The following is a 1,110-nucleotide window of genomic DNA, read 5'->3' as shown; positions in this document are numbered from 1 at the left end:
GCTGACCTCGTTCAAGCCGCAGGCACTGGCCAGCGCGCGCGAGACCGCGCCGCACCTGCCGCGCGGCCTGCTGCTGGACCAACTCGCGGAGGGGTGGCTGGACACAGCCCGCCAGCTGGGCTGCGTGGCGGTGGTCTGCAACCACGCACTGTGGAACGACGCGACCGTGGCCGAGGCACACCTCGCGGGCATGCGCACACTGAGCTACACGGTGAACGACGACTGGGCCGCACAGCGCCTGATCGCGCTGAAGACCGACGGCATCATCACCGACCGCGTGGATCTCTTCAGCCCCGCTGCGGCCTGAAAGACCGCTCCGCCCGCCGGGAAAGCGCGTGGCCCCCATGCCGTGGGCTTTCTTGCACTCTGTCACGCATTCCAGGCCCCGCATGCGCCGCTGTCTGGCATGGCATGCCCCGCCGACGGCGGACAATGCACGCATGCATCGCCCCCCCTGTCTCTGCACCTGTGCGCGCCGCAGCAGCCCTGCCCCACGCAGACCCGGCGCATATTGGCAATGGCTGTGGATCGTGATGGCCTGGTGCCTGTGGCTGGGCGCGGCTCCCGCGCTCGCGCAGACCCGGCCCGCCGCAGCGTCCGCTTCCGCCCCGGCCAGCGCCACGGACCACCGTGGCGACGAAGACCGCCCCCCTGCCCTCGGTCGATGAACTGCGCAGGCAACTCGACGCGGTTCCATCCAAGCTCGGCGAAGAGGACGATGGCCGCAAACTGCTGACCGAAGTGACCACCGTCGGCACCGCGGCCGAACGGCTCGTGGCCCAGCGCACCACCGAACTGGCAGACCTGGACCGCCGCCTCGAGGGCCTGGGCCCTGCGCCGCAAAAGGGCGCACCCGCCGACGCGCCCGACGTGGCCGAGCAGCGCAGCACGCTGAACAAGCAGCGCGCCGCCATCGACGCCGAACTCAAGCTCGCCCGCCTGATCGCCGTGGATGCCGAGCAGCGCAGTGCGGAGATCGGGCGCCAGCGGCGCGCGCTGTTCCAGGCCGCGCTCACCACGCGTGTGGACTCTCCGCTCGCCCCGGCCTTCTGGCGCAACCTGCGCTATTCGGCCCCGGGCGATGCTGCAAGGCTGCAGGCACTGGGCGCC

At 71.6% G+C, this 1,110-nt stretch carries 1 protein-coding gene and 1 pseudogene; both read left to right on the top strand.

Annotated elements, in window-relative coordinates:
* Positions 1-307, top strand: a 307-nt coding sequence (locus ACDELDRAFT_RS22850; protein WP_040330815.1) for a glycerophosphodiester phosphodiesterase family protein, incomplete at its 5' end; no start/stop codon positions are given.
* A gap of 226 nt (positions 308-533) precedes the next feature.
* A pseudogene (locus ACDELDRAFT_RS22845) lies at positions 534-1,110 on the top strand (DUF3772 domain-containing protein); the annotation flags it as partial.

It is taken from the genome of Acidovorax delafieldii 2AN (assembly GCF_000175235.1).
GTDB lineage: Bacteria > Pseudomonadota > Gammaproteobacteria > Burkholderiales > Burkholderiaceae_C > Acidovorax > Acidovorax delafieldii_B.
Note: the sequence above shows the minus strand (reverse complement) of the source record. Positions and strands in the feature narration are given on the sequence as shown.